Source organism: Rhodococcus sp. PSi06 (assembly GCF_054960675.1).
The window spans coordinates 22,684-46,583 of the sequence record NZ_JBHNYO010000023.1; the positions used below are offsets into that span (position 1 = coordinate 22,684).

At 63.6% G+C, this 23,900-nt stretch carries 24 protein-coding genes; 16 read left to right on the forward strand and 8 right to left on the reverse strand.

What is annotated here, in order from left to right; genetic code table 11:
• Window positions 1-3: 3 nt before the first annotated feature.
• Window positions 4-1,386: an FAD-binding oxidoreductase gene (locus tag ACFI9K_RS24010; RefSeq protein WP_462665843.1), complete on the reverse strand. Its 1,383-nt coding sequence runs from the start codon at window positions 1,384-1,386 to the stop codon at window positions 4-6.
• Between the two features lie 232 nt (window positions 1,387-1,618).
• On the opposite strand from ACFI9K_RS24010, the gene ACFI9K_RS24015 reads away from it, so the two are divergent.
• Window positions 1,619-1,930: a hypothetical protein gene (locus ACFI9K_RS24015; RefSeq protein WP_462665844.1), complete on the forward strand. Its 312-nt coding sequence runs from the start codon at window positions 1,619-1,621 to the stop codon at window positions 1,928-1,930.
• Window positions 1,931-1,937: 7 nt separating this feature from the next.
• Here the strand turns inward: ACFI9K_RS24015 and ACFI9K_RS24020 are convergent, their stop codons facing one another.
• Together ACFI9K_RS24020 and ACFI9K_RS24025 are read right to left on the reverse strand one after the other, a co-directional pair.
• The gene (locus tag ACFI9K_RS24020) at window positions 1,938-2,582 is read right to left on the reverse strand and encodes a Type 1 glutamine amidotransferase-like domain-containing protein (protein ID WP_462665845.1); all 645 of its coding nucleotides are present in this window, start codon (window positions 2,580-2,582) and stop codon (window positions 1,938-1,940) included.
• Window positions 2,579-3,019: an HIT family protein gene (locus ACFI9K_RS24025; RefSeq protein ID WP_462665846.1), complete on the reverse strand. Its 441-nt coding sequence runs from the start codon at window positions 3,017-3,019 to the stop codon at window positions 2,579-2,581. Before ACFI9K_RS24025 ends, ACFI9K_RS24020 begins: the two co-directional genes overlap by 4 nt.
• Window positions 3,020-3,272: 253 nt before the next feature.
• Here ACFI9K_RS24025 and ACFI9K_RS24030 point away from each other — a divergent pair, with 253 nt between their 5' ends.
• The 3 genes from ACFI9K_RS24030 to ACFI9K_RS24040 are packed head-to-tail and all read left to right on the forward strand — an operon-like array spanning window position 3,273 to window position 6,135.
• Window positions 3,273-4,391 carry a Re/Si-specific NAD(P)(+) transhydrogenase subunit alpha gene (locus ACFI9K_RS24030; RefSeq protein WP_462665847.1) on the forward strand — a complete coding sequence of 373 codons (1,119 nt, stop codon included), beginning with the start codon at window positions 3,273-3,275 and terminating at the stop codon, window positions 4,389-4,391.
• On the forward strand, window positions 4,391-4,714 hold the full coding sequence (locus ACFI9K_RS24035; protein ID WP_462665848.1) for an NAD(P) transhydrogenase subunit alpha part 2: 324 nt from the start codon (window positions 4,391-4,393) through the stop codon (window positions 4,712-4,714). The genes ACFI9K_RS24030 and ACFI9K_RS24035 overlap by 1 nt, the downstream gene beginning before the upstream one ends.
• Window positions 4,714-6,135 carry an NAD(P)(+) transhydrogenase (Re/Si-specific) subunit beta gene (locus tag ACFI9K_RS24040; RefSeq protein ID WP_462665849.1) on the forward strand — a complete coding sequence of 474 codons (1,422 nt, stop codon included), beginning with the start codon at window positions 4,714-4,716 and terminating at the stop codon, window positions 6,133-6,135. Before ACFI9K_RS24035 ends, ACFI9K_RS24040 begins: the two co-directional genes overlap by 1 nt.
• Window positions 6,136-6,176: 41 nt before the next feature.
• On the opposite strand, the gene ACFI9K_RS24045 is transcribed toward ACFI9K_RS24040, so the two are convergent.
• Entirely contained in the window at window positions 6,177-6,890 is a 714-nt protein-coding gene (locus ACFI9K_RS24045; RefSeq protein WP_462665850.1) for a hypothetical protein, read from the reverse strand.
• A 579-nt stretch (window positions 6,891-7,469) separates the two neighbouring features.
• Between ACFI9K_RS24045 and ACFI9K_RS24050 the strand changes: the two genes are divergently transcribed.
• Both ACFI9K_RS24050 and ACFI9K_RS24055 read left to right on the forward strand, forming a co-directional pair.
• A complete protein-coding gene (locus ACFI9K_RS24050) occupies window positions 7,470-7,796 on the forward strand; it encodes a hypothetical protein (RefSeq protein WP_462665851.1) in 327 nt (108 codons plus the stop codon).
• A 103-nt stretch (window positions 7,797-7,899) separates the two neighbouring features.
• Window positions 7,900-8,925 (forward strand): phosphotransferase family protein, encoded by a 1,026-nt coding sequence (locus ACFI9K_RS24055; RefSeq protein ID WP_462665852.1) that lies wholly within the window; start codon window positions 7,900-7,902, stop codon window positions 8,923-8,925.
• A gap of 3 nt (window positions 8,926-8,928) precedes the next feature.
• Here ACFI9K_RS24055 and ACFI9K_RS24060 read toward each other — a convergent pair whose 3' ends face one another.
• Together ACFI9K_RS24060 and ACFI9K_RS24065 are read right to left on the reverse strand one after the other, a co-directional pair.
• Complete coding sequence (locus tag ACFI9K_RS24060; protein ID WP_462665853.1) at window positions 8,929-9,402, reverse strand: acyl-CoA thioesterase; 474 nt, start codon at window positions 9,400-9,402, stop codon at window positions 8,929-8,931.
• 10 nt (window positions 9,403-9,412) lie between these two features.
• Complete coding sequence (locus ACFI9K_RS24065; protein WP_462665854.1) at window positions 9,413-10,630, reverse strand: benzoate/H(+) symporter BenE family transporter; 1,218 nt, start codon at window positions 10,628-10,630, stop codon at window positions 9,413-9,415.
• A 62-nt stretch (window positions 10,631-10,692) separates the two neighbouring features.
• Here ACFI9K_RS24065 and ACFI9K_RS24070 point away from each other — a divergent pair, with 62 nt between their 5' ends.
• A complete protein-coding gene (locus ACFI9K_RS24070) occupies window positions 10,693-12,174 on the forward strand; it encodes an FGGY-family carbohydrate kinase (protein WP_462665855.1) in 1,482 nt (493 codons plus the stop codon).
• Here ACFI9K_RS24070 and ACFI9K_RS24075 read toward each other — a convergent pair.
• Together ACFI9K_RS24075 and ACFI9K_RS24080 are read right to left on the reverse strand one after the other, a co-directional pair.
• On the reverse strand, window positions 12,159-12,938 hold the full coding sequence (locus tag ACFI9K_RS24075; RefSeq protein ID WP_462665856.1) for an SDR family NAD(P)-dependent oxidoreductase: 780 nt from the start codon (window positions 12,936-12,938) through the stop codon (window positions 12,159-12,161). The genes ACFI9K_RS24070 and ACFI9K_RS24075 overlap by 16 nt on opposite strands.
• 30 nt (window positions 12,939-12,968) lie before the next feature.
• Window positions 12,969-13,982: a sugar-binding transcriptional regulator gene (locus ACFI9K_RS24080; protein WP_462665857.1), complete on the reverse strand. Its 1,014-nt coding sequence runs from the start codon at window positions 13,980-13,982 to the stop codon at window positions 12,969-12,971.
• A gap of 174 nt (window positions 13,983-14,156) precedes the next feature.
• Between ACFI9K_RS24080 and eltD the strand changes: the two genes are divergently transcribed.
• From eltD to ACFI9K_RS24125, 9 genes are all read left to right on the forward strand, one after another.
• Window positions 14,157-15,248, forward strand: a complete 1,092-nt coding sequence (gene eltD, locus ACFI9K_RS24085; RefSeq protein ID WP_462665858.1) for an erythritol/L-threitol dehyrogenase — start codon at window positions 14,157-14,159, stop codon at window positions 15,246-15,248.
• Between the two features lie 79 nt (window positions 15,249-15,327).
• Window positions 15,328-16,704 carry an ABC transporter substrate-binding protein gene (locus ACFI9K_RS24090; protein WP_462665898.1) on the forward strand — a complete coding sequence of 459 codons (1,377 nt, stop codon included), beginning with the start codon at window positions 15,328-15,330 and terminating at the stop codon, window positions 16,702-16,704.
• Between the two features lie 24 nt (window positions 16,705-16,728).
• Window positions 16,729-17,676: a carbohydrate ABC transporter permease gene (locus tag ACFI9K_RS24095; RefSeq protein ID WP_462665859.1), complete on the forward strand. Its 948-nt coding sequence runs from the start codon at window positions 16,729-16,731 to the stop codon at window positions 17,674-17,676.
• A gap of 3 nt (window positions 17,677-17,679) precedes the next feature.
• Entirely contained in the window at window positions 17,680-18,546 is an 867-nt protein-coding gene (locus ACFI9K_RS24100; protein WP_462665860.1) for a carbohydrate ABC transporter permease, read from the forward strand.
• Window positions 18,547-19,689 (forward strand): ABC transporter ATP-binding protein, encoded by a 1,143-nt coding sequence (locus ACFI9K_RS24105; RefSeq protein WP_462665861.1) that lies wholly within the window; start codon window positions 18,547-18,549, stop codon window positions 19,687-19,689.
• Window positions 19,686-20,819 (forward strand): ABC transporter ATP-binding protein, encoded by a 1,134-nt coding sequence (locus ACFI9K_RS24110; protein WP_462665862.1) that lies wholly within the window; start codon window positions 19,686-19,688, stop codon window positions 20,817-20,819. The genes ACFI9K_RS24105 and ACFI9K_RS24110 overlap by 4 nt, the downstream gene beginning before the upstream one ends.
• Before the next feature lie 8 nt (window positions 20,820-20,827).
• The gene (locus ACFI9K_RS24115; RefSeq protein ID WP_462665863.1) at window positions 20,828-22,552 is read left to right on the forward strand and encodes a dihydroxyacetone kinase family protein; all 1,725 of its coding nucleotides are present in this window, start codon (window positions 20,828-20,830) and stop codon (window positions 22,550-22,552) included.
• A gap of 3 nt (window positions 22,553-22,555) precedes the next feature.
• Window positions 22,556-23,056 (forward strand): ribose-5-phosphate isomerase, encoded by a 501-nt coding sequence (locus tag ACFI9K_RS24120; RefSeq protein ID WP_462665864.1) that lies wholly within the window; start codon window positions 22,556-22,558, stop codon window positions 23,054-23,056.
• Between the two features lie 97 nt (window positions 23,057-23,153).
• Window positions 23,154-23,900, forward strand: a complete 747-nt coding sequence (locus ACFI9K_RS24125) for a GntR family transcriptional regulator (protein WP_462665899.1) — start codon at window positions 23,154-23,156, stop codon at window positions 23,898-23,900.

Sequence of the window (23,900 nt, forward strand, 5' to 3'; positions counted from 1 at the left end):
TGATCAGAGGACGGCACCGGGGTTGAGGATCCCCGACGGATCGAGGGCGGTCTTGATCCGTCGGGTCAGCTCCATGACGTCTTCACCGACCTGATCGGGCAGCCAGGCCTTCTTCAGTCGTCCAACGCCGTGCTCTCCGGTGATGGTGCCGCCCAACGAAATTGCCAGGTCCATGATTGCGCCGAAGGCGACGTTGGCGCGGCGGGTCATGTCTGCGTCCTCGGGGTCGAAGACGATGAGCGGGTGGGTATTGCCGTCGCCGGCGTGTGCGATGACGGCAACCAGCACGTCGTACTTCACCGACAGCTCGGCAATCCCGTCGACGAGGGCAGGGAGGGCTGGCAGCGGCACACCCACATCCTCGAGCAGCAGGCTGCCGAGTCGTTCTACCGCGGGAATGGCGAATCGCCTTGCAGCAGCGAAGGCTTCGCCTTCATCGGGGTCGTCGGTGGTGAACACGTCCGAGGCCCCGGCCTCGGTGCACGCGGCCGCCATGATTTCGACTTCGCGACCTCTGTCGGCACCGGGGGAGTCCGACCGAGCGATGAGCATCGCCGCTGCCTCGCGATCGAGACCCATGTTCATGGCATCCTCGACGGCACCGATCGACGCGCGGTCCATGAACTCGAGCATGGAAGGTCGAAGGGTGCGGGTGATGGCCAGAATCGCAGTCGTCGCGTCGTGCACGGATGCGAACGAGGCGACCACGGTGCTGGCCGGAGGCTGCGCCGGAATCAGTCGCAGGGTGATCTCGGTGATGATGCCCAGGGTGCCTTCCGACCCCACGAAGAGCTTGGCAAGCGACAGTCCTGCAACATCTTTCAGTCGCGGGCCACCGAGTCGGACGGCGGTTCCGTCGGCCAGGACGACCTCGAGTCCGAGAACGTAGTCGGTGGTGACGCCGTACTTCACGCAGCACAACCCGCCGGCGTTGGTGGCCGCGTTGCCGCCGATGGAGCACATCTCGAACGACGACGGATCCGGTGGATACCACAAGCCGTGTTCGGCGACTGCCTTCTTGACTTCGGCGTTGAGCAGCCCGGGTTGTACGACGGCGATGCGGGTCACCGGATCGACGGTGATCTCGCGCATCAACTCCGTGGTGAGCACTATTCCGCCGTCGACGGCGGTGGCACCGCCGGACAGTCCCGAACCGGCACCGCGCGGAACGACCGCCACATCGTGCTCGGTGGCCCAGCGCATGACGGCGCGAACGTCCTCGGTGGACTGCGCGCGGACCACTGCCAGAGGGGTACCGGCGTCGGGATCTTTGGCCCAATCGCGTCGGTATCCCTCGGTGATGTCCGGGTCGGTGACCACGGCACCGGCAGGAAGTAGGGATTCGAGTTCGGTCAGGCGGGCATCTGCATCCGTCGTCACCGACATCCGGTTCTCCTCACGTCGAAAATGTGACCGTCGCCACTGAAGTCTGTCACGGTCTCTGGTGGGGCGCGGACGAGGGAGGCTTTCCCGAAGATTGAGTCACATCAGTAACACCAGCCTCAGGCGTTACCAGATCGATGCATCGTCGACACGTAATCTTGTAGTTCGCCAGGCTAGCGTCCAGCACAGCGAACCTCGCGCCCGATGTGACGCGAGTCGACAAGGAGGCTGCACCATGATCGATCCCGGAAGTGACTCCTGGAACTACGTGGCGGCGATGTTCTCGTACGAATTCCTCGGTGGCGGAATCGAATACGACACCATCGAGCGAATTCATCGGGGCGAGATCGACGAGTGGGTTCAGGCCTTGGCGCACTCCGGCCTGTTCGAGAAAGCCACCGTCTCCCGCATCGCGGATTCCTGGCGTGCGGCACCGCGCCAATTGTTCGACATGCTCGTCCTCGATGCGGACGAGATGACCGCACGGCGATGCTCCCTGGCATGGTCGTCACTCGACCGACTGGCTCCACTCGCACGTCTGGGCTGAGCTGCGTTCAGCCGCCGAGAAATCGAGTACCCGAATCGTCGACAACGATCGCTTGCTCATCGGTCAAACCGTGGCTACGAACGCCGTCGCGGCGCAAGCGTTGCAGCGTCGCCCATCCCGAATCGTTCTCGTCCAGAACGGAATCGAGATGAGGAACGATCGAGAAGTCCACCAGATCGAGTCCATCCCATACCGTGTCGATGCCGGTGACAGGGCGGACTTCGCCTGGATCGTCCGCATCCTCGACTCCGATCAGTGACGGTGCTGCCACGCACGCACCGGCGCTGTAGCCGCCGTAGACGATGGAGTTCCCTCGCACACGCCCCCTCAGAATGTCGTCTGCGCCCGAGCGGGCGAGCTGAGCACGCAGGACGAACGTGTTGCCGCCGCGTACCCACACCGCACCGAATCCGTCGAGGGCACGCTCGAACGCAGCCGGCCGGCCCGCGTACTCGCGGAGATCGATCTCCTTCGGTCGATACCCCAGAGCACGCAGCGGCCCGAATTCGCTGAGTAGCGAGGAATCGCGCGCCGCCGCCGGCCACGCATCCGACGCGTTCGCGATGACGGCGAGATCGTCGGGCGGTCCGGTGAGGTGGACGAAGGCGTCCGAGTGGCCACCGAATCGGTACGACGACAGGAACAGCTTCACGGCGTCGGTTCGCCGTTCAGTCGGGTCAGCCCGCCGCGGACGGCCTCCGCGACACGATCGGGCTCCCGCAGCCGGCGGGAGACGAACCCGGCCGCGAAGCGGAGTCGGTCACGGTTCCATCGAGGCACCACGTGCAGATGTAGGTGAAAGACCGTCTGAAATGCCGCCTTGCCGTCGTTGACGACGAGGTTGGCTCCGTCGGCTCGCAAGTCCGAGTGCCGGATCGCCCGTGCCAGTGTTTGCCCGACGCGAAACACCTCGGCGGCCGCGTCCGGAGCGCTCGAGTAGAGGTCGGTGGTGTGCTCGCGCGGAACGACGAGAAGGTGTCCGCGGCTGATCGGCCGAATGTCGAGAAATGCGACGGTGTGGTCGTTCTCGAACACTCGATGGGCGGGGGCGTCGCCGGCGACGATCGCACAGAAGATGCAAGATTCCACGAGTGTCACTGTAGGGTCCGGTCATCAGCGATAGGCCTGTGTGATGTGCGACACAAATGCGCGTCCCGTAGTCGGGGAACGCCGAACGGACTCGATTCAGAACGAATCGGACAGTGTTTCGGGTTACCCGCGGTCTGTTTCCTCTGGCTACTATCAGGGACCTTGTGCCTTGTCGCATGGGTTCGTCCACTCGTCGCACTGTCGAGGCCGTTGGCCGACGAGAGGGCACCATTCAACGCAGGAAGACGGAGATTTGGATACATCGCAGAGCACTGAAAAGGGTTCGGGATCCACGACGGTCGTCGGTGTGGTCCGGGAATCGGGTGAGGGCGAGCGTCGGGTGGCTCTGGTGCCCAAGATCGTGGCCTCCCTGACGGGCAAAGGCGTCGAGGTCGTCGTGGAGTCGGGTGCCGGACTGGGTGCCTTGATCCCGGACGAGCTGTACGTCGCGGCCGGGGCGACGATCGGCGATCCGTGGTCGGCCGATGTCGTGGTCAAGGTCGCGCCGCCGTCCGACGCCGAGATCGCCAAGATGACGTCGGGTTCGACGCTCATCGGATTTCTGGCACCGCGTAATGCCGAGAACAGCATCGGCGCATTGAAGGCCGCCGGTGTGCAGGCCTTTGCCGTCGAAGCGATTCCGCGTATCTCGCGCGCGCAGGTGATGGACGCGCTGTCCTCGCAGGCGAACGTCGCCGGCTACAAGTCGGTGTTGTTGGCTGCCTCGGAATCGACCAGATTCTTCCCGATGCTCACCACCGCCGCAGGCACGGTCAAGCCCGCGACCGTATTGGTGCTCGGCGTCGGTGTCGCGGGCCTGCAGGCGTTGGCTACCGCCAAGCGTCTCGGCGGCCGACCCACCGGATACGACGTGCGGCCCGAGGTTGCCGATCAGGTGCGATCGGTAGGTGCGCAGTGGCTCGATCTGGGAATCGACGCTGCCGGCGAAGGTGGCTACGCGCGCGAGCTCACCGAGGACGAGCGCGTTCAGCAGCAGCGAGCACTGGAAGAGGCCATCAAGGGATTCGACGTCGTGATCACCACGGCGCTGGTTCCCGGCCGTCCCGCGCCACGTCTGGTCACGGCCGCCGCCGTCGAGGGGATGAAGCCCGGCAGCGTCGTCGTCGACCTGGCCGGTGAGACCGGTGGCAACTGTGAGCTGACCGAGCCGGGCCAGACCGTCGTCAAGCACGACGTCACGATCTGCTCGCCGTTGAACCTCCCGGCCACGATGCCCGAGCACGCCAGCGAGCTGTACTCGAAGAACATCTCGGCATTGCTCGAACTCATGTTGGTCGACGGCGCGCTCGCCCCGGATTTCTCGGACGAGGTCCTCGCCGGTGCCTGCGTGACACGTGAGAAGGAGAACTGATGTACACCCCGCTGCTCGCGAACATCGCGATCCTGGTGCTGTCCGGGTTCGTCGGCTTCGCGGTGATTTCCAAGGTGCCCAACACCTTGCACACCCCGCTGATGTCGGGAACCAACGCCATCCACGGCATCGTCGTGCTCGGTGCGCTCGTCGTACTCGGAAAGGTCGAGGACCCCTCGATCGGTCTGCAGGTCATTCTGTTCGTCGCGCTGGTGTTCGGAACGGTCAACGTCATCGGTGGATTCGTGGTCACCGACCGCATGCTCGGCATGTTCAAGTCCAAGCCGGTACCTGTCAAAGCAGAGAAGGGTGCTGACTCCTGATGGACAATCTCGTCAACATTCTCTACGTCGTCGCCTTCGGCATGTTCATCTACGGGCTGATGGGACTGACCGGACCGAAGACCGCGGTGCGCGGCAACCAGATCGCCGCTGTCGGTATGTTCGTCGCCGTCGTGGCGACGCTCATCTCCATTCGTGACACCGGGAACTGGATTCTGATCGTCGTCGGACTCGTCGTCGGCGTCGCGCTCGGAATTCCGCCGGCGCGCAAGGTCAAGATGACCGCGATGCCGCAGCTGGTGGCGCTGTTCAACGGCGTCGGCGGCGGCACTGTCGCACTGATCGCGTGGGCCGAGTTCCTGGACACGTCCGGTTTCTCCAACTTCAATCACGGTGAGTCGCCGACGGTGCACATCGTCATCGGTTCGCTGTTCGCGGCGATCATCGGCTCGATCTCGTTCTGGGGATCGCTGATCGCGTTCTTGAAGCTGCAGGAGACACTGCCGGGCTCGCCGATCACCATCGGCAAGATGCAGCAGCCGCTCAACGCCCTGCTGCTCATCGGTGCCGTCGCCGCCGCGGTGGTCATCGGCATCAATGCCACGCCCGGCGGCGGAGTATCGCAGTGGTGGATCGTCGCGGTTCTGATCTTGGCGGGCATCCTCGGGTTGACGGTGGTGCTGCCGATCGGCGGCGCGGACATGCCGGTGGTGATCTCGCTGCTCAACGCTCTGACGGGATTGTCGGCAGCGGCCGCGGGTCTGGCGCTGAACAACACGGCGATGATCGTTGCGGGCATGATCGTGGGCGCGTCCGGCACGATCCTGACCAACTTGATGGCCAAGGCGATGAACCGGTCCATTCCGGCGATCGTCGCGGGCGGGTTCGGCGGCGGCGACGCGGCTGCCGGGCCGGCCGGTGCAGGCGGGGGAACTGCGAAGGCAACCTCGGCAGCGGACGCGGCTATTCAGATGGCCTACGCCAACCAGGTCATCGTCGTTCCCGGGTACGGGCTGGCCGTCGCGCAGGCACAGCATGCCGTCAAGGACATGGCGAAGCTGCTCGAATCGAAGGGCGTCGAGGTCAAGTACGCCATTCACCCCGTCGCCGGTCGGATGCCGGGGCACATGAACGTCCTGCTCGCCGAGGCCGACGTCGCGTACGACGCGATGAAGGAGATGGACGACATCAACGACGAGTTCTCTCGTACCGACGTCACGTTGGTCATCGGCGCCAACGACGTCACCAATCCGGCGGCGCGAAACGACCCGTCGAGCCCGATTCACGGCATGCCGATTCTGAACGTCGATCAGTCGAAGTCCGTCATCGTCCTCAAGCGATCGATGTCGTCGGGATTCGCCGGTATCGAGAACCCTCTGTTCTTCGCCGAGGGCACCTCGATGTTGTTCGGTGACGCGAAGAAGTCGGTCTCCGAGGTGACCGAGGAGCTCAAGGCTCTCTAGTCACTACCGTTCGTCCAACACAGGATGGGGCACTCCCGAAGTCAACGGGGGTGCCCCATCTTGCGTTGGACGGCGAGTGCAGCGGTATCGAGCGGGTTGCGCGCCTCACGGGCCGCGGCGACAGGGGAGTACTGCATGACGATCGAGCAAGCGGGCCACCAAACGAGGACGACCGCCAGGGCGCTCGCGATCCCGACGATGGACGCAGCTCCGGTGATCGAGGCTGCGGCCGCAACCGCAAGCGTGGCTACCGTTCCGAGACCGAGAACCACGGGTCGCCATGCGGCGGAGGCCACCATGGACGCGGCAGCGAGCAATCCTGCCGTTGCGACGAGCTGCCCGTAGGGCAGCTCGGTGGACGAGACGTACGGGCCGGCGGCTTCACGAGCGAGCTCGCCCGTCACCACTGCACCGATGGTGCAGGCGAGGACCACGCCGATTCCGTAGGGCAGCTTTCGTAGAAGCGCGACCGCTGAGAGAAAGGCGACGGCAATCAGCACCGAGGTCACGTCGATCGCGTCGAGCGCGACGGTCGCCAGTGCTGCGAGAGGTGTGCCATCAACGGACGCCGACGCGCTCGTATGTGGTGCCGTTATCAGCAGCATCAGTAGGGCGGTAGCGGAAAGTCCCGACAGTGCCACTCGCCTGACGATCGCGCGCCGGCTCGGATGTCTCGACACTGCGCCGCGTTCTGCGGTGGTTCGGGTTCGACGAGGCTGTTGGATCGGTCCGCTCTCGAGGCTCGACGGTGACATGACGGCCACAGTGCCCGATCAGCCTGAACGCCGGGTGTGAGGAACTCGAGAATGCCATGATGGTCTCGGTAACGTTCCGGTCACAACGGCACTCTCCGGCTTCGTAGTGGGGTTGCTGCGACGGTGATCGTCCCGGGCGTCCACGCAGATAGGTAAAACAGCCCCAATACGGGTGATGAGAATGTTTTCCGCGGTGTGGAGAACCTATCGGTCCGATCCACGCTGACCTCGGCCCGTGGGGTGAATGTCCGATTCTCGCCGGGCGGTCGTTCGCTGAGTTGCGGCATCTGCCCGTCTACCTGGGCAGATTGCGGTTGGTTGTACCGGATCACATCATTTCGTAAAGCAAACTATGACTTCGTTGCAAGACGTTGATTGGATGGGTCCAAGTGTGTGACGATGGTCACATAGTCCGGTTCACCCCGGGCGAGACCGACCGAAAGGGCGTAGTTTCAGCCGCATCGGAAAACCGTGTTTCGTTGTTACAGGGAATTCGATAACGATCCGAACACGGTATTCGGTGCTTATCGAAGGCGGTGACGCCATGAATCGGACGCCGGAAACTCGAAGGAGAAGAACATGACCGCAATGTCTCAGGGACAGCTCGATATGGTCCGCGCGTTCTTTTGCAACGAGTTCCAAGCGGACTCTCTCGATCGCACCACCATGCCCGAGCCTACCGCCGACGCAGTGGCAGAGTGGATCGACGCATTGGCCTCGAGCGGGCTCTTCGCCCCGGCCGAGGTACACAATATTTCTTCGGTCTGGAACGCAGAACCGGATGCGCTGGTTGCTCTGCTCGTCGGCGAAGTGGACGAGGTTGCCGTCAGGCGTCACGGAGCGTCGGTGCCTGCGGCAGCGATCGCTACTCCGGCTCTGATCTCCGCGTTCGGCCGCGCCAGCTGACCGACACTGTCCCGGCACCCCCGAGGGTGCGCTTCGCTACGATCATTCGATCCGATGACGTCGGACGGCAATTGTTCGTCGCATAGCGAAACGAGGGCAGTGAATGGGCGCAGTGGGATTGAACGAAGACGCGGTGTCGACCTGGATCGCAGGACTGGGAATCGGCGCGACGTCCCCGCTGACCTACCGTCGAATAGGCAACGGGCAGTCCAATCTCACGTACGAGGTGCGTGACGCGGGCGGGGCCACCTGGGTTCTTCGCCGACCACCGCTCGGACACCTGCTGGCCTCCGCGCACGATGTGGTTCGCGAACATCGAATCCTGTCCGGACTCCAGAACACCGCTGTGCCGGTTCCGAAAATGCTTGCCTTGACCGAGGATCCATCGGTCTCCGACGTCCCTCTCGTGCTGATGAGCTACGTGGACGGTGTGGTCGTGGACTCCGTCGCCACAGCCGAGCGGCTCGGTGCCGACCATCGTCGCAGCATCGGACTCGGACTGACCGTGGCTCTGGCCGACATCCATCGCGTCGATCTCGACTCGTCGGGTCTTGCAGATCTGGCAAGCCACAAACCCTATGCCGCTCGTCAACTCGCTCGCTGGACCAAGCAATGGGACTCGTCGCGTACTCGGGACGTCCCCGGAATCGACTCTCTCGCAACGCGACTGGCCTCTGCTGTTCCACCTCAGCACGAAGTGACATTGGTTCACGGCGATTTTCACCTGAACAACGTCATCACCGCGCGCGACGACGGCCGTGTCGCCGCGGTCGTCGACTGGGAGCTGTGCACACTCGGGGATCCGCTGGCAGACCTCGGCGGGCTGCTGGCGTACTGGCCACAAGCCGACGACGGGGTCGCGGGCCCGTTCATGGCGTCGACGCTGCCCGGGTTTCCCACCAGGGCCGAACTCGTCGAGTCGTATGCGCAGAACACCGGGCGCGATGTGTCCGATGTGGGATTCTGGCAGGTATTGGCGTTGTGGAAGCTCTCGATCATCGCAGAAGGCGTCATGCGCCGAATGGAAGCCGATGCGCGAAACCGGGCCGTGGCGGGCGGACCCACCGCAACACTCATCGACGACATCGTCACCCGTGCGCTGAACACTGCAGACGAGATTGGCCTGTAACAGTCAGCTCGTCGAGGTTCCGATCACGAGAGTGCGTGCTGCGCTTTCGATTTCGGGTGGAATGGCTACCGGTCTGCGAGATTCGGAATCGACGTAGACATGGACGAACCGACCCCGAGCCGCCAATTCCAATTCGTCGTTCTCGGCCTCCCGGAACAGTGCGAGGGAGTACACGATGCTGCGTGTCCCCAACCGTTCGACGGCCAGGCCCACCTGAAGGCGATCGGGAAAGCTCAACTCGGACAGGTAGCGACACGACGTCTCTGCCACGACACCGATCGCCGACAGAGTCCGAATATCGAGACCCGTCGTCTCCATCAACCAACCGTTGACGGCGGTGTCGAAATACGCGTAGTAGGTGACGTTGTTGACGTGGCCGTAATGGTCGTTGTCGTCCCACCGCGTCGGCACCGGCCAGAGTGCCGGGTAGTCCGATGCCTGCAACGACTCGGCCGTCGGGTTCGCCTGATCCGTCATGAACGTGACATTAGCCAGTGCCCTCGGGAGCAGTGGACGCCGGGGACTGCCGTCGCAAGACCGAGCGCACCACCAGTCCGACGACCAACGCCCAGAACGCCGATCCGATTCCGGCGAAAGTCAGACCGGATGCGGCGACGAGGAATGTCAGGACTGTCGCTTCTCTGCTCGACGCGTCTTCGAGCGCTCCGAACAACGACGCTGCAAGGGTTCCCAGCAGGGCAAGGCCGGCAACGGTTTCCACCACTCCGGCAGGTGCTGCGGCCACCAGAGTCGCCAGAGCGGTGGCCAGCAGCGCGAGCACCAGATACGAGCAGCCGGCGGAGAACGCTGCTATCCATCGCCGCTTCGGATCCGGATGTGCGCCGGGATTGGCAGACAGGGCCGCACTGATCGCGGCGAGATTGATCGTGTGACCGCCGGCTAATGCACCCAGAACGGTGCCGACTCCGGTGACCGTCATCGACGCACGCCACGGTATCCGAAATCCGAACGACGCCATGACCGTGGTGCCCGGAATGTTCTGCGACGCCATCGTCACGATGTACAGCGGCACCGCGATCCCTATCGTGGCCTGCCAGGTCCAGTGCGGAACGGTCCAGTCGATTCCGGGAACGAGATCGGACATCGCGATCGAAGTTCCGTTGCCGATCAAGTGTGCGGCGATGACAGCAGCGGCTGCGACGAACGCTGCCGGCACTGCCCAGCGGGTGCTGAAACGGAGAACGACGAGCCAGACGACCGCTACCGGCGCTATCAGTGCAGGGGAGTCGGCCACAGCGGCGACCGGTGCCGAGCACAGGGGCAGAAGAACCCCGGCCAACATCGCCTGGGCCAAAGACACCGGAATCCTCGAGACCAGCGCCCCGAGTCGGGGCCACAGGCCTGTCAGGGCGATCAGAACGCCGACCGTGACGAACGCTCCCACAGCCGCAGGCCACCCTCCCGCCACCACGCCGGTTCCGGCCAACAGTGCCGCGCCGGGCGTCGACCACGCCAAGGTGATGGGTTGTCGGTACCGGCGGGCCAGCCACATCATGCCCAGTGCCTGCGTCACGCACAGCGCCGACAATCCGGACGCCGCCTCCGCAGGGCCGGCTCCGACCGCGCGTAGCCCGGTCAGGACGACGGCGAAGGAACTCGTGAAACCCACCAACGCGGCCACGATTCCGGCGCTGATCGGGGTGGAAAGCGGCGTCGGTTCGTACGTGGATTCGGCTGCGGTCACGAGTGTCGATCATGCACTGTGAATTCACGCACGTCGCGTTCGCCTCCGTTAGGGTTGGGCGCGTGGACTTGCTCGTGGGAATCGATATGGGTACGGGCAGCACCAAAGGCGTATTGGTCACCGCAGACGGGGTGGTGCTCGCGTCTCACCAGCGGGAGCACCGAATGTCGCTTCCGCGACCGGGTTGGGCCGAGGTCGACGCCGACGAAGTGTGGTGGTCCGACGTGTGCGCGATCGCGTCCGTGTTGATGGCGCAGGTGCCCGCGCATGCCTCGGTCGCGGGGGTGTGCGTCAGCGGAGTGGGGCCGTGCCTGGTACTGACGGACAGCGACCTGCGTCCGGTGCGACCGGCGATACTGTATGGAATCGACTCCCGGGCTTCTCGCGAAATCATCGAATTGACAGAGCTTTTCGGAGCCGACGCCATTGTCGAGCGGTGCGGAAAGGCTCTGTCCAGCCAGGCTGTGGGACCGAAGATCGAATGGGTCCGCAAGAACGAGCCCGACGTGTTCGACCGTGCCACGCATTGGTACGGGTCCAACTCCTACATCGTCGCCAAGCTCACCGGCGAATACGTACAGGATCATCACACGGCAAGTCAGTGCGACCCGCTGTACTCGGTACGCGATTTCGCGTGGAACGAGGCCTGGTCGGATCGTGTGTTGGGTGGGCTCGCGGTGCCGCGGTTGGCGTGGCCCAGCGACGTGGTCGGACAGGTGGACGCGCGCGCAGCACGAGCGACGGGAATCCCTGCCGGAACCCCCGTGGTGGCGGGCACGGTCGACGCGTATGCCGAGGCCTTCAGCGTCGGCGTTCGGCATCCCGGGGATCTGATGCTCATGTACGGGTCGACCATGTTCCTGGTTCAGGTTCTCGAGAAATATCACACCAACGGAGCGCTGTGGACGACGACGGGTGTCCGTGAGGGCACCTACGCTCTGGCCGCTGGAACGTCGACGGCCGGATCGCTGACGACCTGGTTGCGAACAGTGACCGGAGGCGCTCCGTTCGAGGAGCTGATGAAAGAGGCAGCGGAGGTGCCGGCCGGTGCCGAGGGTCTGCTGATTCTGCCGTACCTGGCGGGGGAGCGGACGCCTGTGTTCGACGCCGACGCGCGCGGAGTCATCGCGGGACTCACCCTCAGACACGGCCGCGGCCACCTTTTCCGCGCAGCGTACGAGGGAATCTCGTTCGGGATCAGGCAGATCCTCGATATGTTCGACGACGCGACGCCGGTGACCCGCGCGGTGGCCGTCGGCGGCGGACTACGGAGCCCGGTGTGGGCCCAAGCTCTCAGTGATATCACCGGGCAGACTCAGTTGGTGACCGAGCAGGCGATCGGAGCGAGCTACGGAGACGGTTTGCTGGCGGCTATCGGCGTCGGATTGGTTGCGCCGGAGACGGATTGGGCCACCGTTGCATCCGAGATTCCTCCGAATCCCGCCAACAAGGCGTTGTACGACGACCTGTACGGCACCTGGTTGGAGTTGTATCCATCCACCCGAGACATCGCGCACGCCTTGGCTTCTCAGCTCACCAGGTAGCCGCCGTCGACCGGGACGTCGATTCCGTTGATCATTCCCGACTCGGGCGAGGCGAGCCAGAGTGCGGTCCGGGAGACCTCGTTGGGTTCTGCGAACCGTCCGACGGGGATACGTCCGAGCATCGGCGTGGACTTGATCGGATCTCCCCATACTTTGTGTCCCATGTCGGTCAGAACGACGGTGGGGCATACGGAATTGGCGCGAACTCCTCGGCCTCCGAGTTCGAGTGCCAACACCTTGGTTGCCATGATCAGACCGGCCTTCGAGATGCAGTAGGCGTAGTGCTGAGGCAGGGGTCGCAGGGCTGCGGCCGATGCGATCGTGACGATCGAGCCGCCGCCGTGTTCGGCCATGTCGCTACCGACGCGTGCGGCGAGCAGAGCAGGTGCATGCAAATTGACCTGCATGACTTCCTCGAAGTGTTCGGGGTCGAGTTCGTCCACGGACTCGGGGTAGGAGATACCGGCATTGTTGATCAATACGTCGATACCGTCGAATGCGCGCGCGGCGTCGTCGGCGAGACTCGCTGCACCACCGGGCTCGGAGAGATCTGCGGTCACGACGGCGCTGTGGGTTCCGTACGCCGAATTCAGTTGAGCAGACATGGCTTCCAGTGGGGCTCGCTCACGACCCGACAGAATCAGCGTTGCGCCTGCGACGGCGAAAGCCTGCACGATGTCGGCACCGATTCCGCGGCTCGCCCCGGTGACGAGCACACGGGCGTTGTGGAAGTCCGGCGACTGGCTGGTGGGTTGTGTGGGCACGAGGGTCGTCCTTGCTGTTCGGGTGGTCGGTCACACGTGGTCGAGGAGTAGTTGTGCGGTTGCCGGATCGGTCACCAGCTGATTGAAGAACCGTGCGCGCGCGCCGGTGACGATAGGAATTACCTTCTCCGCGCCGACTGCAACTGCGATACCGACGGGAACCGAGGGCAGCGCGGACAGTTCGACGGCGATCAGGCGATCGGATCCGGGGAATTCCACCGGATTGCCGTCCCGGTCGAAGAAGCGAGAACACAGGTCACCCACCGAATCTCGAAGCGATGCGGAGTGGGTCGGCACGAACCGAGGGATATCCGAGCGCAGGAGTGGCGGCGCGCCGACTCCCATCAGGATGCAGCGTGCTCGAGGCCACAATTCCAGCACACGCTGAATGGCGGGCTCCGACCGCAGCGTTGCATGCAGCTCGACACCCGGCAGTGCAGGAGCGAACAAGTAGTTGGGATGACCGCCGAGTCTTTTGGCCATCAGTCGAGTGATCTCGTTGGTCTGGTACCACTCCTCGGGTTGATCGCTTCCGCCCACCGTGGGGGCAACGAGTACACCGGGAGTTCGGTCGAGCTCGGATTGTGCGACCTCGTAGATCGTCCGGCCAGAGGACACCAGAACGACGTCTCCCGGTACCAGTCCGATGGCTGCCAGCGCTCGGGACACGGCGGGAGCGAGGCTGCGACCCATGAGGTCGACGACCGTCTTCGTCGGAGTGGGTGCAGGTAAGGGTGCCGAAACGAACACTCGATTCAGGCCGAGGTGGAGAGCGACACGCTCGGCCAGGTCGTCGGGTGCCGGTTCGCGGGGCTCGATGACCTGGATGCGAACTATGCCTTGACGTCGGGCTTCCGAGAGCAAGCGGCTGACTGTGGCACGGCTGGTGCCGAGTCGGGTGGCGACCTCGGCCTGTGTTGCGTCCTCGTCGTAGTAGAGCTTGGCCGCCGCGTACAGCAAGTTCGGTGAGAAGTGACCGGGGTCCGGACCGGTCGATGCCACTGCAGAGCTCGATCCGCCCGCGGCCGACTTGCTGGTTGCCATGCGGGTGAGTATCCCACTGAACAGATGTTCATGGCGCGGTTCTTGCTGAACATTTGTTCTGGACATTTGTATACGTGATGGCTAATGTGATCGGCAACACATGACTTTCCCTTCGAAACCACGATGCGTGGCAGCGATCTCGCGCCACGGATGCACCCGCTGAGGAGTTACTCGATGTCGACAACGACGATCCCCGAAAAAATGCAAGCCGTGATCTGCCACGGTCCCGAGGACTATCGGCTCGAAGAAGTACCGGTCCCGGTGCCCGGACCCGGTGAAGCATTGGTGAAGGTCGAGGCCGTCGGTATCTGCGCGAGCGATCTCAAGTGCTACCACGGTGCCGCCAAATTCTGGGGTGACGAGAACCGGCCCGCATGGGCGGAGACGGACGTCATCCCCGGTCACGAATTCGTCGGCGAGATCGTCTCCATCGACGACGAAGCCGCCGCGAGATGGAATGTCGCGGTGGGAGATCGCGTGGTCTCCGAGCAGATCGTCCCGTGCTGGAAGTGCAGATTCTGCCTGCGTGGGCAGTACCACATGTGTGCTCCCCACGACCTGTACGGATTCAAGCGTAGGACCCCCGGTGCGATGGCCTCCTTCATGATCTACCCCGCAGAAGCGTTGGTGCACAAAGTGTCCAAGGACCTGCCTGCGGCACACGCGGCGTTCGCCGAGCCGCTGTCGTGCTCGCTGCATGCGGTGGAACGAGCCGGTATCACCTTCGACGACGTCGTCGTCGTCGCGGGCTGTGGACCGATCGGCCTCGGCATGATCGCGGGAGCGCGGGCCAAGAGCCCGGCGCACGTCATCGCTCTCGACATGCAGCCGGAAAAGCTGGCGCTGGCAAAGGAATGCGGCGCGGACATCGTGATCGACATTCGATCCGAGGATGCAGAGAAGATCGTCAAAGATCTCACCGGCGGTTACGGGGCGGACGTCTACCTGGAAGGAACCGGTCACCCGACAGCAGTTCCTCAGGGCCTCAACCTGCTTCGCAAGTTGGGTACGTACGTCGAATACGGCGTGTTCGGAAGCGACGTCACCGTGGACTGGTCGATCATCTCGGACGACAAGGAACTGGATGTACTCGGTGCTCACCTCGGGCCGTACTGCTGGCCCGCCGCCATTCGCATGATCGAGTCCGGGGTGTTGCCCATGGACAAGATATGCACTCACCAACTTCCGTTGGCCGACTTCCAGAAGGGCCTGGACCTGGTCGGAAGCGGTGCCGAGTCGGTGAAGGTCTCGCTCATTCCGTCCTGATGTGCCGTCACTCCGATCGGCTTTCGGAGATCAACAGTGGAGAACATCGATGACTTATCGTCAATTTTCGCGACGGGACATGCTCCGCGCGATGGGATTGGCCGGCGTCGCAGCCGCGTCGGTCCCGATCTTGTCGGCCTGTGGTGTGGGCGGCGGCGTGAACGCCGTCAACGGTGCAGGTGAGGTGACCGGGCCCTTCGACTGGAAGTCCGCCCAGGGCACGACGCTCAACATTCTGCAGACACCGCACCCGTACCAACAGTCCTTCCAACCGCTCCTGGCCGAATTCGAGCAACTGACCGGAATCACCGTCAACGCAGATCTCGTCCCCGAGGCGGACTACTTCACGAAGCTGAACACCGAACTCGCCGGCGGCACAGGCAAACACGACGTGTTCATGCTCGGTGCCTATTTCATCTGGCAGTACGGCCCGCCCGGATGGCTCGAAGACCTGAACCCGTGGTTGCAGAACAGTTCCGCTACGTCGGACGAATACGATTTCGAGGACATCTACCAAGGGCTGAGAACGTCGACCAGTTGGGACTTCGAGCAGGGCAGTCCGCTCGGAACCGGTGGACAGTGGGCATTGCCATGGGGGTTCGAGAACAACGTAGTGGCCTACAACAAGGCATATTTCGACAAGAACGGGATCACCCTCCCCGACACGTTCGACAACTTCGTCCAACTCGCGATCGACCTCACCGATCGCTCGCAGAATCGCTACGGCGTCGCCACCCGCGGATCCAAATCCTGGGCAACCATCCATCCCGGATTCATGACCCAGTACACCCGAGAAGGTGCTCAGGACTACGTCTTCGAGAACGGAGAGCTACAGGCGCGGATGAACTCGGACAAAGCTGTCGCATTCACCGAGAAGTGGATCGAGATGCAGCACCGCGCCGGCCCGACGTCCTGGACCTCGTACGACTACCCGAACGCCACCGGTGATCTGGGCGACGGCAAGGCCATGATGGTGTTCGACGCCGACAGCGCGACGTACCCCAAGAACAAGCCCGGGGCGTCGGCACAGGCCGGCAACATCGGCTGGTATCCCGGGCCCGCCGGTCCGGACGGCAACTACGCGACCAATCTGTGGACCTGGTCGCTGGCCATGAATTCGATGTCCAAGAACAAGCGGGCCGCGTGGCTGTTCATGCAATGGGCGACCGGTAAAGAAGCGATGTCGAAGGCTGTTCAGGGCGGAATCTATGCCGACCCGGTGCGAAAGTCGGTGTTCGACGGCGTGTTCAAGGAGCAGGTCGCAGATCAGGCCGGTTACCTCGAGACCTTCGAGACCGTGATCGACCAATCCAAGATCCAGTTCACACCGCAGAAGAAATTCTTCGACACCACGCAGAACTGGGCGTCGGCCCTCCAGGACATCTACGGCGGCGACGACGCGCGCTCGCGGCTGGACGGCCTGGCGAAAACCAACACCTCGAAGGTGAACCTGTGAAGAACTCGTCGAAAGAGGTAGGTCATGGCCACGCGCACTGAACCGGACCACAGGACCGATGCGCCTGTTCCTGCATCCGCGACCAAGCCCGAGGTGCCGCGGTGGCGGCGCAAGATGCGGCCGTATCTGCTCTCGGTGCCCGCAGTCCTGATCGTCATCGGGATTCTCTATCCCTTTGTCGTCGGGGCCTGGTATTCGTTCCTCAATTACGCTGCAGTGAACCCCAATCCGGTGTTCGTGGGGTTTGCGAACTACGCCAGTGTGCTCGGAGATGCACAGTTCTGGTCCAGCGTGCGTGTCACCGGTACCTTCGCGGTGGGCGCGACGATCGTCGAGACGGTGCTGGGCGTGGTGATCGCATTGCTGCTCAACCGCTCGTCGATCGTGGGGCGCATCTTCGAGAAGGTGCTGATTCTGCCGCTGATGATCGCACCCGTGATCGCCGCGGTGGTGTGGAAGCTGATGTTCAATCCACAATTCGGAGTCCTCAATCACGTTCTGGGACTTGGTAACACCTTCGACTGGTTGAGTAGTCAGAACGCGATGTTCTCGGTGATTCTGGTGGACCTGTGGATTTTCACGCCGTTCGTCGCGATCCTCGTCCTGGCCGGCATTCGGTCACTGCCGAAGGAGCCCTTCGAGGCGTCCGAGGTGGACGGAGCCGGCTACTTCTACATGTTCCGCAGGCTGATGTTGCCGATGTTGTGGCCGTATATCCTGGTCGCGGTCATCTTCCGCTTCATGGACAATCTCAAGTTCTTCGACGTGCCATGGGTTCTGACGGCAGGTGGGCCCGGCGTGGCCACCAGATCGCTGCAGATCGGTGCCTTCGAGGACTCGATCATCAACCTCGACTACTCCCGCGGCAGCACCTACATGTTCCTGCTGTGGATTCTGGTGTTCATCACAGCGCGCTTCCTGGTGAGCGTGCTCGGAAAAGCGCAGCGGCGTGCCGCTGGGGCGGAGAACTGACTCATGGCCAAGGAATTGCTTCCCGGACAGCGACGATTCACCCCGGCGTCGGTTGCGTCCGACGTCGTGCTGATCGTGTGGTTCGTGTTCTCGTTGTTTCCCATCGTCTGGATGGTCTTGCTGGCCCTCAAGTCCGATGCCGAGCAAACCAGTACCTATTTCGCGTTCAGTCCGACCTTCTCGAATTTCGGAACCGTCCTGAGCCAACGCGGCACCGACCTCACCAGCGTCGACTTCACGTCATCGCTGCTGACCAGCTTGATCAATTGTGGTGGCGCAGTGATCGTCTCGCTCGTCATCGGAATTCCGGCCGCGTACGCCGCGGGTCGATGGCAGTACAAGGGCAGTAACGACCTGATGTTCCAGATGCTCTCGTTCCGGTTCGCTCCGGAGTTGATGGTGATCGTGCCGCTGTTCGTCATCTACAACCAGATCGGCCTGTTCGACACCAAGGTCGGCATGATCTGGGTTCTGCAATTGGTCACGATGCCTCTCGTGGTGTGGATTCTGCGGTCGTACTTCCAGGACCTGCCCGAGGATCTCGAGCAGGCTGCACTACTCGATGGATACACACGAACACGAGCATTCGTCATGGTGGCACTGCCACTGGTGCGTCCGGGTATCGCTGCGGCGGCACTGCTGGCCTTCATCTTCGCCTGGAACAACTACGTCTTCCCGTTGATCCTGTCGGACAGCAACGCCAGCACCGTCACCGTCGCAATCACCAAGTATCTCGGCGGCGGCGGACAGGCGTACTACAACCTCACTGCGGCGGCAGCAGTCATCGCAGCTCTCCCACCGTTGATCCTGGCGCTCACCATTCAGCGCTACCTGGTTCGCGGTCTCTCGTTCGGGGCGGTGAAATCCTAGATGGCGAAGCTCGCAGTCAAGGGACTGAGCAAGAAATACGGCAAGAAGATCGGTATCGACGGTCTCGATCTGGACATCGCCGACGGCGAGTTCTTCGTCATCCTCGGCCCATCGGGTGCCGGTAAGACCACCACCCTCAAAGCCATAGCCGGACTCGTCGATGTCGACGAGGGCGCCGTGCACATCGCAGGAAACGATGTGACTGCCGTGGAGCCGTATCACCGCAACGTGGCCATGGCGTTCGAGAGTTACGCGCTCTATCCGCAGAAGACTGTGTCCCAGAATCTCGCCAGTCCGCTGAAGTCGGGCCGAACGGGCAAGTACAGCGAGAGCGAGCAGACCGAGCGAATTCGGTCGGTGACCACGACATTGGGCATCGATCATCTGCTGGCGCGTTTTCCGCGTGAACTGTCCAACGGACAGCGGCAGCGAGTTGCCCTGGGCCGTGTCCTGGTCCGCCCTGCCGACGTGTACCTGCTCGACGAGCCACTCTCACACCTGGACGCGAAGCTGCGGGCGGCCATGCGCGTTGAGCTCCGGCAACTCGGTGAGATGTCGAAGACGACGACCGTCTACGTCACGCACGACTATCAGGAGGCACTTGCCCTCGGCGACCGAATCGCCATCCTCCGAGAAGGCCGGGTGGTCCAGGTGGATACCCCGGAGAACATCTGGCGTACGCCTGCAGACACTTTCGTGGCCAAGGCGCTCGGTCAACCCGAAATCAATCTGTACGACGCGACGGTCGATGACGGAGCACTGCGGGTACTGGGCAGCTCCCTCGAAATTTCGGTGCCGCGATCCATCGACCTGGCTGCAGGCGACCGAGCACGAATCGGCATTCGGCCCTGCGATGTCGACGTAATTGCAGACTCGGCGTCCGCTCCGGACAAGCTCACGTTCGGCGGAACCGTCGTGCTCGCGGAACGGCTCGGCCGAGACGTGGAGGTATCGGTGGACCTGGGCGGCGCGAACCTGATCGCACTCTCGCGTGGTGGTGGCCATCTCCGCGAAGGTGCGACCGTGACGGTCGCGATCGACCCCTCCGACGTACACGTGTTCGCCGGTGCCGAACACGGCGACGGTGAAACCGATTCCGAGACAAAACGACTCGGTTCAGCAGATCGAAAGGAACAGCGGTGACCGCCACGCAGACCGCACGGTCGTCCAGCACGCCGACCGTTGCACAGAGTCTCACCCTGGACACGCTGGTCAAGACGTACAGCTCGCGTGGCCGCGAGGAGTTCAAAGCGGTCAAGGGTATCGATCTCGACATCGAACCCGGCGAGCTGGTTGCCTTGCTGGGGCCGTCGGGGTGCGGCAAGACCACGACTTTGCGCATGATCGCGGGACTCGAGACCGTCACCAGCGGGCAGATTCGCATCGGTGACCGCACGATCACCGATCTGCCGCCCGCGAAGCGAGAGGTGGGTGTCGGGTTCGAGAGCTACGCGTTGTATCCGCCCCTGTCGATCCGAGAGAACCTCGCCTACGGTCTCAAGGCCCGAAAGGTGAAGAACGCCAACGAGCTCGTCGATTCCATCGCGCGACGCCTCGAGATGCAGGACTTGCTCGATCTTCGGCCGGCCGGCCTGTCGAGTGGTCAGAAGCAACGGGTTGCGCTCGCGCGTGCGCTGGTTCGCAACCCACCGGTGTTGCTGCTCGACGAACCGCTCTCGCATCTCGATGCGTCGGCGCGGCAAAGAGTTCGACGAGAACTGAAGATGTTGCAACGCGAATTCGGATACACCACCATCGTCGTCACACACGACCAGGTCGAGGCGCTGAGCCTGGCCGATCGGCTCGCTGTCATGGACGGTGGAGTGATTCAGCAGTTCGGCACCCCCGACGAAGTGTTCGACGATCCGGCCAATCTGTTCGTCGCAGGCTTCGTGGGTGAGCCGCAGATCAACGTGCTCGACGGTGTGGTGCGGCGGGACGGCGCGACCACCGTGGTCCACATCGGGGACGGCGCGCTGGCGGTGGACGTGCACGACGTGCCCGACGGCACCGAGGTCACCGTCGGCATCCGGCCGCAAGACGCCACCATCGTTGCCGGAGTTCCCGATTCGGCGCAGATTGCCGCTTCGGTGACGCATTTCGAGCACTTGATGGAATTCGGGCAGGCAACGATCTCGGTGGCAGGCGAAGCCCGGATGACCGTGCAGACACCCGCCCGCGAGAGCTATCGGGCACATGACCGATGTGCCTTGTCCGCACCGGCGAAACGGATCTACCTCTTCGACCGCGAGTCCGGTCTCAGACTGCGATAGGGACGCTCATGACAAAGCTGTACAACGATCCGGCGACCTTCACCGAGGACATGCTGGAAGGATTTCTCGACGCCAATTCGCGGTACGTCGTCGGTGTGCCGGGCGGAGTCGTCAGGGCTACGACGACGCCGGCGGGTAAGGCGACTGTCGTCGTGGGAGGCGGCTCCGGTCATTATCCGGCTTTCTGCGGCGTCGTCGGACACGGCTTCGCCGACGGCGCGGTGGTGGGAAACATCTTCACCTCACCGTCTGCCGACGACGCAGCGTCGGTGGGCCGGGCCGTGGACAACGGTGGCGGAGTGCTACTGACCACCGGAAACTACGCCGGCGACGTGATGAATTTCGGACTCGCTGTGCAGCAGCTGAAGTCGGAAGGCATCGATGCCCGCTACCTTGCGGTGACGGACGACATCGCCAGCGCGCCCCGCGACCAGATCGCAAAGCGCAGGGGGATCGCTGGGGACTTCACCGTCTTCAGATGTGCGTCCGCTGCGGCAGATTCGGGCTACGACCTCGACGGTGTCGAGCGCGTCGGCATTGCCGCGAACGACGCCACGCGCACACTGGGCGTGGCGTTCGACGGGTGCACGATGCCCGGGGCGCACGATCCACTGTTCACGGTGAACGACGGGACCATGGACCTCGGTCTCGGGATTCACGGCGAGCCCGGTGTGTCCTCCCACGATATGCCGACGGCCGCGGAACTGGCCGACCTGTTGGTGGACGGCGTGCTCGAAGAAGCGCCCGAGGGCAGCAGTGACCGCATCGCGGTGATCCTGAACGGCCTGGGCCGAACCAAATACGAGGAATTGTTCGTCGTATGGCAGACGGTGTCACGTCGTCTGCGGGAGCGGGGATACACCGTCGTCGATCCGGAGGTGGGCGAACTGGTCACCAGCCTCGACATGTCCGGCTGCTCGCTGACCGTCATGTGGCTCGACGACGAACTCGAGACGTTGTGGACTGCTCCCGCCGATTCGCCCGCCTACCGTAAGGGCGTGGTCTCGGGCGGCACAGGTGACCGTCGCACGGAACAATCACGCACCGCTGCAGTAGATGTCGCGCTACCGGACTCCGACGAGGAATCGCGCGAGTGTGCGGCGTTCGTGGTGCGATCGCTCGACGCCATTGCCGAGCGAATGGCGTCGGCCGAGGACGAACTCGGCCGCATCGATGCGGTGGCGGGCGACGGTGATCACGGTCGCGGGATGGTTAAAGGCACCGCGGCAGCACGTATCTCGGCACTCGACGTCTGCGAGCGCGACGGCGGAACCGGGTCGGTTCTGGCCGCCGCAGGATCGCAATGGGCGGCCAAGGCCGGTGGAACGTCCGGTGTGCTGTGGGGCGCGGCGCTCACCGCCATCGGGAACCGGCTGGGTAATACGGGCAGACCCGAGAGTGCAGTCGTGGCTCAGGCGCTGCGCGCAGGCTACGACGCACTGACCGCGTTGGGTGGGGCATCGCTCGGCGACAAGACCATGCTCGATGCGCTCCATCCTTTCGTCTGCGCCGTCGAAAATTCCGTCGGGGACGGTGTCGACTGGCGCTCGGCCTGGGTCGAAGCAGTTCCCGTTGCCCGCCGGGCAGCCGACGCCACAGCTGAGCTGCGGCCGAAGATCGGGCGGGCCCGGCCGTTGGCGGAGCGCAGTGTCGGTACGCCCGATGCGGGCGCGACCTCGCTCGCGATGTGCGTGGCGACCGTAGCCGAACTTTTCGACCACCAGGAGGGATGAACAATGGGCAAGCTGAGGATCGTCGTCGGATGTGACGACGCAGGATTGCAGTACAAGCAGGCTTTGGTGGCAGATCTGCAGCAAGACGATCGAGTCGAGTCGGTGGCCGATGTGGGAGTCGGCGACGATGAGCACACTGCGTACCCGCACGTCGCTGTGACCGCGGCGCGCATGATCGCCGACGGCAGTGCCGATCGCGCCCTGCTCGTGTGTGGCACCGGGCTGGGAGTTGCGATCAGTGCCAACAAGGTTCCGGGAGTGCGGGCGGTGACGGCACACGACAGTTTCTCGGTCGAGCGTGCTGTGTTGAGCAACGACGCACAGGTGTTGTGCATGGGACAGCGCGTCATCGGTATAGAACTGGCTCGGCGACTCGCGAAGGAGTGGCTGGGGTACACGTTCGACCCGAACTCGGCGTCTGCGGCCAAAGTGGCAGCTATCGGCGAGTACGAAACCGGTTCGTCGGCCACCGCGGAGGACATGGCCAAGTCGGTCTGCGACTGATTTTCGTCGGTCCGCCCTCGGTGTGACGTAGTCTTCTGGTTGGACCGGACCAGTCCGTACCGCTGGTTCGGCGAGTGACCGAAAGGCCGGCGCCGTGGTGATGCCCGTACATCTGAGGGACAGTCAGGTCCCGAAACACGAACAGCTTCGCGCAATTCTGCTGCACCGCTGCACCAAGGAGCTGCAACCCGGCGACCTGATGCCGAGCGAGCGGAAGCTGATGGAGGATTACGGCGTCAGCCGCATCACCGTCCGTGAAGCTATCGGGCAGCTCGTCAACGATGGGCATCTCGTTCGCGTGCGCGGCAAGGGGACGTTCGTGGCCAGTCGCACCGTGCAATCGCGTCTGCACTTGGCGTCGTTCTCGGAGGAGATGCGCGCGCAAGGATTGACGCCGACGACGGTGGTGCTCTTCGCCCGACTCGAAAAACCCTCCGCGGCAACGGTTCGTGCCCTCGGGTTGGCCGATGGCGAACAGACCTACCACGTCAAGCGACTACGGTTGGCCGACGCAGAACCGGTCAGCGTGGACGACGGGTGGTTCCGCGCTGCGCTCCTACCAGGACTGATCGGTCACGATCTGAGCAAATCCGTGTACGAGGCCGTGCAGACCCACTACGGACTGACTATCGACCGAGCCGAACAGACCGTCAAAGCCACTGCTGCCGACAGTGATACGGCGACCCTGCTCGGCACCAAGCGCGGCGCGCCGGTGTTGTACTTCGACCGTGTCTCCTTCAGTGGCGACGAGCCCCTCGAACACACGGAGAGTTGGTACCGATGCGATCGGTACCAACTGTCCATGGAAGTGGAAGGGCACCGACGCACCACGCCGCGCCGGTGA

Excerpts from the sequence above, each read along its gene's own strand:
- ACFI9K_RS24055 (WP_462665852.1), top strand. The coding sequence starts at position 7,900 with ATGGGCGCAGTGGGATTGAACGAAGACGCGGTGTCGACCTGGATCGCA.
- ACFI9K_RS24080 (WP_462665857.1), bottom strand. The coding sequence starts at position 13,982 with ATGGCAACCAGCAAGTCGGCCGCGGGCGGATCGAGCTCTGCAGTGGCA.
- ACFI9K_RS24120 (WP_462665864.1), top strand. The coding sequence starts at position 22,556 with ATGGGCAAGCTGAGGATCGTCGTCGGATGTGACGACGCAGGATTGCAG.
- ACFI9K_RS24050 (WP_462665851.1), top strand. The coding sequence starts at position 7,470 with ATGACCGCAATGTCTCAGGGACAGCTCGATATGGTCCGCGCGTTCTTT.
- ACFI9K_RS24105 (WP_462665861.1), top strand. The coding sequence starts at position 18,547 with ATGGCGAAGCTCGCAGTCAAGGGACTGAGCAAGAAATACGGCAAGAAG.
- ACFI9K_RS24090 (WP_462665898.1), top strand. The coding sequence starts at position 15,328 with ATGCTCCGCGCGATGGGATTGGCCGGCGTCGCAGCCGCGTCGGTCCCG.
- ACFI9K_RS24045 (WP_462665850.1), bottom strand. The coding sequence starts at position 6,890 with ATGTCACCGTCGAGCCTCGAGAGCGGACCGATCCAACAGCCTCGTCGA.
- ACFI9K_RS24040 (WP_462665849.1), top strand. The coding sequence starts at position 4,714 with ATGGACAATCTCGTCAACATTCTCTACGTCGTCGCCTTCGGCATGTTC.
- ACFI9K_RS24010 (WP_462665843.1), bottom strand. The coding sequence starts at position 1,386 with ATGTCGGTGACGACGGATGCAGATGCCCGCCTGACCGAACTCGAATCC.
- eltD (WP_462665858.1), top strand. The coding sequence starts at position 14,157 with ATGTCGACAACGACGATCCCCGAAAAAATGCAAGCCGTGATCTGCCAC.
- ACFI9K_RS24015 (WP_462665844.1), top strand. The coding sequence starts at position 1,619 with ATGATCGATCCCGGAAGTGACTCCTGGAACTACGTGGCGGCGATGTTC.
- ACFI9K_RS24060 (WP_462665853.1), bottom strand. The coding sequence starts at position 9,402 with ATGACGGATCAGGCGAACCCGACGGCCGAGTCGTTGCAGGCATCGGAC.
- ACFI9K_RS24115 (WP_462665863.1), top strand. The coding sequence starts at position 20,828 with ATGACAAAGCTGTACAACGATCCGGCGACCTTCACCGAGGACATGCTG.
- ACFI9K_RS24100 (WP_462665860.1), top strand. The coding sequence starts at position 17,680 with ATGGCCAAGGAATTGCTTCCCGGACAGCGACGATTCACCCCGGCGTCG.
- ACFI9K_RS24095 (WP_462665859.1), top strand. The coding sequence starts at position 16,729 with ATGGCCACGCGCACTGAACCGGACCACAGGACCGATGCGCCTGTTCCT.
- ACFI9K_RS24035 (WP_462665848.1), top strand. The coding sequence starts at position 4,391 with ATGTACACCCCGCTGCTCGCGAACATCGCGATCCTGGTGCTGTCCGGG.